Origin of the sequence: Arthrobacter sp. MYb23 (genome assembly GCF_002979775.1) — a bacterium.
In the GTDB taxonomy this organism is placed as follows: domain Bacteria; phylum Actinomycetota; class Actinomycetes; order Actinomycetales; family Micrococcaceae; genus Arthrobacter.
In genome coordinates, this window is sequence record NZ_PCPR01000029.1 from 50,867 (window position 1) to 58,746 (window position 7,880).

At 62.6% G+C, this 7,880-nt stretch carries 7 protein-coding genes; 1 reads left to right on the forward strand and 6 read right to left on the reverse strand.

The annotated features are described in order from the left end of the window. Window positions 1-240 precede the first annotated feature (240 nt). The 5 genes from CQ020_RS21325 to CQ020_RS21345 form a co-directional block, all read right to left on the reverse strand. Window positions 241-1,743: an HNH endonuclease signature motif containing protein gene (locus CQ020_RS21325; protein ID WP_105693885.1), complete on the reverse strand. Its 1,503-nt coding sequence runs from the start codon at window positions 1,741-1,743 to the stop codon at window positions 241-243. A gap of 61 nt (window positions 1,744-1,804) precedes the next feature. Next, window positions 1,805-3,058, reverse strand: coding sequence for an alpha-L-fucosidase (locus CQ020_RS21330; RefSeq protein ID WP_258142147.1), 1,254 nt, complete (start codon window positions 3,056-3,058; stop codon window positions 1,805-1,807). Beyond that, window positions 3,055-3,669 carry a TetR/AcrR family transcriptional regulator gene (locus tag CQ020_RS21335; protein ID WP_105693887.1) on the reverse strand — a complete coding sequence of 205 codons (615 nt, stop codon included), beginning with the start codon at window positions 3,667-3,669 and terminating at the stop codon, window positions 3,055-3,057. Before CQ020_RS21335 ends, CQ020_RS21330 begins: the two co-directional genes overlap by 4 nt. After that, a complete protein-coding gene (locus CQ020_RS21340) occupies window positions 3,666-4,727 on the reverse strand; it encodes a saccharopine dehydrogenase (protein ID WP_105693888.1) in 1,062 nt (353 codons plus the stop codon). The genes CQ020_RS21335 and CQ020_RS21340 overlap by 4 nt, the downstream gene beginning before the upstream one ends. 35 nt (window positions 4,728-4,762) lie before the next feature. After that, window positions 4,763-5,635, reverse strand: coding sequence for an NAD(P)H-binding protein (locus tag CQ020_RS21345; protein WP_105693895.1), 873 nt, complete (start codon window positions 5,633-5,635; stop codon window positions 4,763-4,765). A gap of 457 nt (window positions 5,636-6,092) precedes the next feature. Here CQ020_RS21345 and CQ020_RS21355 point away from each other — a divergent pair, with 457 nt between their 5' ends. Beyond that, window positions 6,093-7,229: an AI-2E family transporter gene (locus CQ020_RS21355; RefSeq protein WP_105693896.1), complete on the forward strand. Its 1,137-nt coding sequence runs from the start codon at window positions 6,093-6,095 to the stop codon at window positions 7,227-7,229. Between the two features lie 25 nt (window positions 7,230-7,254). Here the strand turns inward: CQ020_RS21355 and CQ020_RS21360 are convergent, their stop codons facing one another. Beyond that, complete coding sequence (locus tag CQ020_RS21360; RefSeq protein WP_105693890.1) at window positions 7,255-7,713, reverse strand: iron chaperone; 459 nt, start codon at window positions 7,711-7,713, stop codon at window positions 7,255-7,257. Between the last annotated feature and the right edge of the window lie 167 nt (window positions 7,714-7,880).

Genomic DNA, 7,880 nt, shown 5'->3' on the forward strand with positions numbered 1-7,880 from the left:
ACTCCCCGAGACAAACTCCCCGGGACAAACTGCTACGAGACCAATCTCCCCGAGACAAGGAAGAGCCGAGCTGGAACATGATGGGGGACAAATTCCAGCTCGGCCCTTTCAAAGACGTAATCGTCACGGCACCCCAAAGGGTTACGCGGGGTACAAACTTTTTTCAAAACTTTTTCCCAAGCTTGTTTGACCGTGCGCGTGTGAGGTCGGTGGAAGCGCTGGGGTGTCTCTGGCGGACGTCTACGTTCTGAAGGGCTGATGCCCTGGCAGGGGTGGAGCCTTGGATTTGTACGTGTGCACGGTGGGGGTGCTGATTTCCAAGGTGTGCACAGCGTTGGTGTCGCCGGGCAGGGATGTGGTGCTCCAACCGGGGTTTTCCTTGGTGTGGTTGCAGGCTTCGCAGAGCCCGGCACTGTTCGCGAGGCTGGTTTTTCCGCCGGAGCGCCACGGAACCACATGGTCAATGTGTCGAATAGGCGCGTCGCAGTAGGGCGTACGGCAGGTATCGTCCCGGATCTCAATGAAACGCCGCAACCGGCCAGTGAAGAACCGGGCCTTGGAATCCATAGCAAGGAGCTCTCCCGTAGCTGGCGCCGTGTAGAGCCTGCGAAGCCAAACATCGAACTCCGGGTCCCGTGTTGCTGTGGCCGCCCCCGCTGACTGGGCCGCCTGTGTTGTCTGGGCTTCCTGCGTTGCGCCCGCTGACCGTCCGGAGCTGGCCGGCGGGCTTGAGCTTCCGGCCGGCCCCACAGCGAGGAGCTCCCGTCCCCAGTCGGCCGGGACGATTCCGTACCCCTGAAGCCGCGCTGGCTCACTGTCGCCTTGGAAGAGAGTGCGGTCGGTCATGACGAGGTCCAGGTTGATCCCCGAAAACCCGCCCGGAGTACCGGTGACGCGTTCAACGAGCGTGTCAGCCATGACCTGGCCACGGGTCGGGACAACCTCGACAGACCTCGCAGTTCCGCCATACCCCGAGCCACCACTGGATCCCACATCGCCGCTGGAACGGGCCGAATCAGCGGCCCGGCTCAAGGCCGCATAAACCGCCACCCCCTGGGCCACGGGAAGGAGCGCGGTCAGGTACGTCATCGTGTCCGGCGCAGGACGCAGGCTCACGGTCCGCTCCGCAGCGGCACGGCTCGCGCGACCCGCTACCGACCGCGGATCCCGACGGTACGCAGCAGCCTTCGCCGCCGCAACGATCGCCCGATCGCCCTTCCCCTCAAAGGTCCCGGCATCCGGGGCAAGCTCCTCGTCCACAGCAGCCCGGTCCTCAGCACTCAGACAAGCTGTCTCTCTCACGAGGAGAGTGGCCCGCCACTCATTGAGCTGCCCCGAGTTCAACGCAGCCAACGTGTGTGGCATCTCCGTAACAAGAGCTTTGGCAAAACCCAGCAACCTCGAGCCACGGTTCGGGGACTCCCGCCTCGCCAACGCCACCTGAGCACCCACCCCCTGACCACGCTCGGACGCAGGAACACCGGCCTCAGCCTGCTCGGCACGCTGGGCTAGATCAAAAGCCACAGCAACCCGCGCCTGCAAAGCCGTGATAGCGGACTTCATCCCCTCCAACACCCGCAACTGCTCGATCAAATCGCCACTGACCGTGGCCGCCGGGACAATGCCCGCTAGAGCCGTGCCGGGCTGAACAGGATTTGTCAGGCTGAAGGGACTTGTCAGTCGCGCACGAACAAGGGCATCAGGTGCCACTGCCCCCGCTCGACTTTCCCGAATCCGCTCCATGAACTAACCATGTCAGCAGGCACCGACAATTTAGGCTCGGGCCAAGGACGGTGCAGAAGAACTACTCCGGCGCGTCCGTGGGGGCTTCATATCCGTCGGGGATTATTGGAACGACGGCGTCGAGAGCACCGGTATAAACCCGCGCCGAAACCAGGCGGCCGCCGCCCGCCATCGTCACGTCCAACTCTGTTGCCGTGGTGACGGGCAGTTGGTGGATGCGCCGGCTGCCCACGGTCATACCCTTAACAATGTTCTCGCCTTCGGTCATCACCACATGGCGGGCAATTCGCTGCCCCGAGCTGAGGTCCTCCACCAGCTCCAGATGGTTGAACGTGACTGCAGCCGGGAAGCTCAGGGTCGCTCCGCCGTCGTAGTGTTCCACAGACGCCTCAACTGCCCCGGAGAGGCGACGATCCACCTCCGCTTTCCACGAGGTGAGGACCTGGACGTCCTCGTCAGGAATCAGCCCGCGGGTGTCTGGCGGCAGGTTCAAGAGGAGATTCGCGCCCATTCCCACCGATTGGTAGTAGATGGCAAGCAGATGTTCCACGGATTTTGGTTCGTCATCCGGGTGCCAGAACCACCCGCGACGAATGGAGACGTCGCACTCCGGCGGCAAGTAGTGTTCGGCGGGCAGCCCGGAGCTGGAATCGGTGTACTGGGTGTCGGACGTGCGGTCCACCACATAGTTGACGGGGTCCGAGGCCAGTCCATTCTCGTTACCCACCCAGCGAATGGTGGGCTGACCCATGTTGAAGATCATGGCATCGGGTTGATGTTCCTTAACAACAGCGATGATCCGGTCCCAGTTGTACTCGCGGCCCACCGAGCCCGCGCCATCGAACCACAACTCCATCAGGGGCCCGTATCCAGTGCAGAGCTCCGTGAGTTGCCGGACATAGAAGTCGTCGTAAGCTGCGGGATCGCTGTAGCAGTCAGCGTTGCGATCCCACGGTGACAGGTAGAGCCCAAGGCCCATCCCCTGCTCCTTGCAGGCTTCGGCAACGTCCCTGACAACGTCTCCCTTACCGCCCCGCCACGGCGACGACGCGACGGAGTAGTCTGTGGTGTCCGTCGGCCAGAGACAGAAACCGTCGTGGTGCTTGGCCGTCAGGATCAAGTACCGGGCACCGGCCTCCTTGGCCGCGCGGACCCAGCTGCCGGCGTCGAGTTCTGTCGGGTTAAAACTCGACGCCGGAAGGGTGCCATCGCTCCACTCCTTGCCGGCAAAGGTGTTGATGCCGAAGTGGATGAAGACACCGAATTCGAGCTGCTGCCAGCGGAACTGGGCTGGAGCAGGAACAAGCTGAGTCACTGAGATGGTTCCTGTCCGTGGATTAACCACTGGGCCGTGCGGATGATGGCTTCGTCTCCGGGCTCTGTTCGCAGGCCGGCGATATCCGAGCGTGTCACAGCAGCGCCCTCGAAGAGGCTCACGATCGCAGCCGCGATGCCAGCTGCGGCCGAGTCATGGAGGTCGCTCCTCCCCCGCCGAACCACACCCTGCACATGGGCTGCGTACTGTGCATAGAAGGATCGCAGGGCAGAGGCCGCCTGCTCGTCCGAGGACGCCAGGGCCCAGATCTCAAGGTGCATTTTCACGTCCTCGAGGTCCGAGTGCTCCTGGAGCAGTGCGGTGAGAAGTCGGCGGGAATCGTCCCGGGTCAGGCTGCCCGCCGCCTCGGGTTCGAGATCGAGTCCTGCAACTTCCGTTAGCCGTTGCAGTGAGCGGTCCAGCGTCCTTTCGAGGACAGCGCGGATGAGGTCGGCGCGGGTTGGAAAGTAGTGCTGCAGGTGGCCGATTCGTACGCCGGCGGCCGCGGCAAAATCCCGCATCGCGGCGTTTGCGTTGCCCTTGGTGACCAGTACTGCTTCAGCAGCGTCAAGGAGCGCCGCCTTCCTCAGGGCGCCCTTGCTTTCGGTCATGACCTCAATATTGTCACACCGTGTGATTCGAGTTTCGCGACTGCTGAGCCCAGCGCCGGGGTGGATTCGGGAAAGGCGACGCCCGGCTCAGCTGCTGCTTCGAGGACGTTGTGCAGTCCCAGCAGGCCACCCAAGGCGGTGAGGTGCGCCTGTCCTTGCGGATCAGAAATGACAGCCGTTGTTGCCCCGAGCGGCCCCTTCACGTCAACGCGGACATGCGCGATTCCACCCGATCCGGGCGAGTACAAAAGTGACCGCCGCAGCGGCGCCCACCGTTCCCCGCTACCCCAGCGGAACAGGCCGGCCGTGCGCGCGGCGAGCAACGCCGTCGTGGAGGTATTGGAACTGAACCCGATCCGCGTGGCTACCGTGCCAGCTCCCAGAGTCAGCGGCAACGTGAACTGTTCGGGCGTATCGAGCCGGGCAACCTTGGTGCGGTGCCCGGCAATATCCACCATTCGCGTGTCAGTGAGGGGGCGGACGACGGCGGCCTTACCGCCTTTACGTACTTCGAAGTCCACTCCCAGCCTGTCAATGAAGTCGACGGAATCCACGCCGGCTTGATCGCTGGTGTCATAGCGGATGGCGACGTCCACCTGTTCAGCGCCGCCCACTTCCTGGGCCAGGAAGGCCGCGACAATGTTGGTCACACCGCCCATCCATCCGGAACTCAGCAGCACGGGAGCTGTCGGCTTCAGGAGGGTGGCCAAGGTGATGGCCCTGGTGACGCGGCTGGTCCAACGGGTGACGTCAACGTACGGAATGCCGGAGCCGACGGCGGCGCGAAGCACCCTGTCGTGGGGGTCGTTGACGGTGCTGATGACTGCTCTGACCTTGGCGGCGAAGGGCTCAGTCTGGTTGAGGTCCCATTTCTGGACTGCCACACCTTGACCTGCCACCCTGCCGCCCATCAGGTGGCTGCCGCGCTCGGGGTTCCTGCCCGTCAGCAGCAGGGGCCATTCAGTGGCAGCCAGGTGTGTGAGGGCTGTGCCGACGGTGCCGTAGCCGCCGACGATGAGTACAGGACCGGCGGTATCGAGTTCGAGGAGATCGTTCATATGAAAGATTCTAGGTCATATGACCTAAAAAGGACTCATTGGAGCAACGGCCTCAGTTCGGCACAGGCCCACTCCGCCAAAGTGGTGGGCGTTGTGCTGTGGACTGATCTCTGTTGCTCAGGCGTAAAACCGCCGAGGAACCCCGTGGACATGCCCACCAATGAGTCAACCTGCTCAGCACTCATCCCGAAGCCAGCCAAGGTGCCGCGCATGGCTTCTTCGGCAATCCGTTCCACGTCGAGGGGCTTCCCCACCACCTTGGAAATGATCCCGACCACCTGCAGCCACGAGAGATCAGCCGGTCCGTGAACGGCCTGAACGTGATGCCCCCGCCACTCCTCCGACAGCAAGCGTCCGGTTGCCACCTCGGCAATATCCCGGGGCGCGACCCAGGGCATGGACTGATTGACGGGAAGGAGAACCTGAATCACTCCTGCTCGAATCGCGTCCAGCTGGTACTCAAGATTGGTGAAGAAATAGCCACAGCGCAGATGGATCACACTGGCATCCGTCGCGTTCAGGGCAACTTCGGTAGCGGCCAGCCCATCGATTTCGCCCACACCGTGCCGCTTCTCAGCCCCGACGCTGCTCTGGAAAACCACCCTGCTCACGCCGCCCTCATTGACTGCTCGCGCCACACTGGCGGCGGCCAATTTGTACTCAGCCAGAGGGTTACCGCCAGCCGGAGGCGGGTCAACCCAATAAAGGGCATCGACGCCGGATACGGCCCGGACCACGGCGTCGGAGTCGAGCAGGTCAACCTTTGCCACATCTACTTCGGAGCGGATATCCGGAGCCAGACGGTCAGGGTCGCGGAGCAGCACCAGCGGCTTCACTCCGGCCCGGATCAGCATCGGCACAAGATGACGGCCTACATGGCCGGTTGGTGCTGCCACTGCAATTCGCATGTCCACGCCTCTCTCAGTGTCCTCGTTTCCCAGCGTCCTTGTTTCCCACGGTAGCCAGCATTGCGGTCCATTTCTGTCCGTAAGGTGCGAGGGGCAGCCCTGTGGCCGAGTGAAACCGGGAGTAGGCTGCAGTTATCTGCCGGAGCAATACCCTAAGTACGCAAAGGAGAGATCGTGACACTGCCTCCAACCCGCGAGCCCGAGCCATTTCCTCCCGATCCCGGGCCTGTGCCACCACCCCCGGATCCCACCACGCCGTTTCCGCCGAGCCCCATTCCGGATCCGAATCCAAGCCCCGGCCCATCGCCGGCTCCTGATCCCGGGCCTGTTCCGCCGCACCCCGATCCGACTCACTAGCTGGCCCGCTCCTCGGCGGACGTCGCCACGCGGAGGAAATAGTCAGTAGGCTTATGTTTGGTCTCATCGGTTGACCGATGCGAATGAACAGGAGCTCACCATGACGGCATCCGAGGAAACAGCCCGCGTTTCCGAACGCAAGCCACCCAGGCCCGAACTGTGGAAGGACTCACTGGGCCGGACGGCTGTCAGGGCAAGCCAGATACTGCTCATCCTGACCTTGACGGTGGTGGCTGTTTTCGGGCTGCTTCAGATCCGGCTGCTTGTCATCCCTGTCCTCATCGCATTGATTCTGGCCGCGGCCATCGGCCCCTTTGTGAATATGCTCCGACGCCGCGGATGGCGCGGGGGTCTGGCCACCGGCGTCGCATTCCTGGGCTTGTTGATAGTGCTCGGCGGAGTGATCACAATCATCGTGTTGTCAGTGCGGAGCCAGTGGGACGAGTTGATCAGTCAGGCCGCAGGTGGCCTGGACGAACTCGAGAACTTCCTGCTGACCGGACCCATCCCACTTGATCGGGAGCAACTGAACCAAGCGCGCGAAGCCGTGGTGGAGTTCGCACAGAGCAGCCAGGTACGTTCCGGAGCAGTGACCGGGTTGTCCGTGGTCACTGAATTCCTGGCCGGCGCCAGCCTGGTGGTCATCATCCTGTTCTTCTTCCTCAAGGACGGCGCCAAAATCTGGGAGTTTTTCCTGCGGCCCTTCAAAGGCGTGCGGGAAGCCAAGCTTCGCCGTGTTGGCAAGAGGACCATGGAGGTCCTTGGCGGCTACGTCCGGGGAACGGCGATTGTCGCATTGGTGGATACGGTGGCCATCGGCGCGGCCCTGCTCATCATGCAGGTTCCGTTGGCCATCCCTTTGGCCATCATCGTGTTCATTGGCGCTTTCATCCCCTTGGTGGGTGCCACCGTCGCCGGAATCCTGGCCGCCTTGGTGGCGCTCGTCGCCAACGGCCCCATCGTTGCGTTGATCGTGGTGATCGTAGTGATCGCCGTCAACCAACTCGAAGGTGATCTGCTTCAGCCAATCGTCATGGGCAAGTCCCTGGAGCTCCACGCGTTGGTCATCCTGATGGCCTTGACGGCAGGCACCATCCTCGCCGGAATCATCGGCGCCGTCCTGGCCGTACCCATCGCGGCCGTCACCTGGGCCATCGTGCAAGTGTGGACGGCCGAAGATCCGAATCTGGAGCCCATGAATCCGGATCTCCCGCCCGCCAACAGTCAGCCGACGTAGTTGATCCCTTAAGAACAGCGCTCCTCTAGCCCAGTGCCTTCTTAATGAGTCCTACGATCCGCTCTTCCACCTCTGGGGTGATTTCCTTGACGGCGAAGGACGTGGGCCACATTGCGCCATCGTCCAGCTTCGCGTTCTCTTCAAAGCCGAGCGTGGCGTAACGAGCCTTGAACTTATGGGAGCTCTGGAAGAAAACGATGTTCTTCCCGTCCCTGGCATAGGCCGGCATGCCGTACCAGGTTTTGGGACTGAGCTCCGGTGCGTGCTCCTTGACGATCGCGTGGAGTCGCTCGGCTATGAGCTTGTCCGGCTCGGGCATCTCAGCGATCTTCGCCATGACATCAGCCTCGCCGTCCGCTTTGGACGCCTTCTTGCGAGGGGCCTTCTTGAGTTCCTGCGCGCGCTCCTTCATGGCGGCGCGCTCTTCCTCCGTGAAGCCGTCGTAGGACTTTTCCTTCGTGCCCGGCTTGCCTGTATCCGTCATGGTGTTCGCTCCCCTTGGTCTGTGAACTGATACCCCTAACGGTAGGTGGCCCGCGGGTCTGCGGCTTCTCCGAAACTGCTCGAATTCGCGTGCGGGAGTCTTGAGGTTTTCCTGAGGAAGTGTTGCGGGTATGCAGGATTTGTTCTTGATCCGGGCCCGGCACAGTA

Bases quoted from the DNA above. Each gene is read 5' to 3' on its own strand.
- CQ020_RS21325 (WP_105693885.1), bottom strand. From the start codon at position 1,743: ATGGAGCGGATTCGGGAAAGTCGAGCGGGGGCAGTGGCACCTGATGCC.
- CQ020_RS21335 (WP_105693887.1), bottom strand. From the start codon at position 3,669: ATGACCGAAAGCAAGGGCGCCCTGAGGAAGGCGGCGCTCCTTGACGCT.
- CQ020_RS21340 (WP_105693888.1), bottom strand. From the start codon at position 4,727: ATGAACGATCTCCTCGAACTCGATACCGCCGGTCCTGTACTCATCGTC.
- CQ020_RS21345 (WP_105693895.1), bottom strand. From the start codon at position 5,635: ATGCGAATTGCAGTGGCAGCACCAACCGGCCATGTAGGCCGTCATCTT.
- CQ020_RS21355 (WP_105693896.1), top strand. From the start codon at position 6,093: ATGACGGCATCCGAGGAAACAGCCCGCGTTTCCGAACGCAAGCCACCC.
- CQ020_RS21360 (WP_105693890.1), bottom strand. From the start codon at position 7,713: ATGACGGATACAGGCAAGCCGGGCACGAAGGAAAAGTCCTACGACGGC.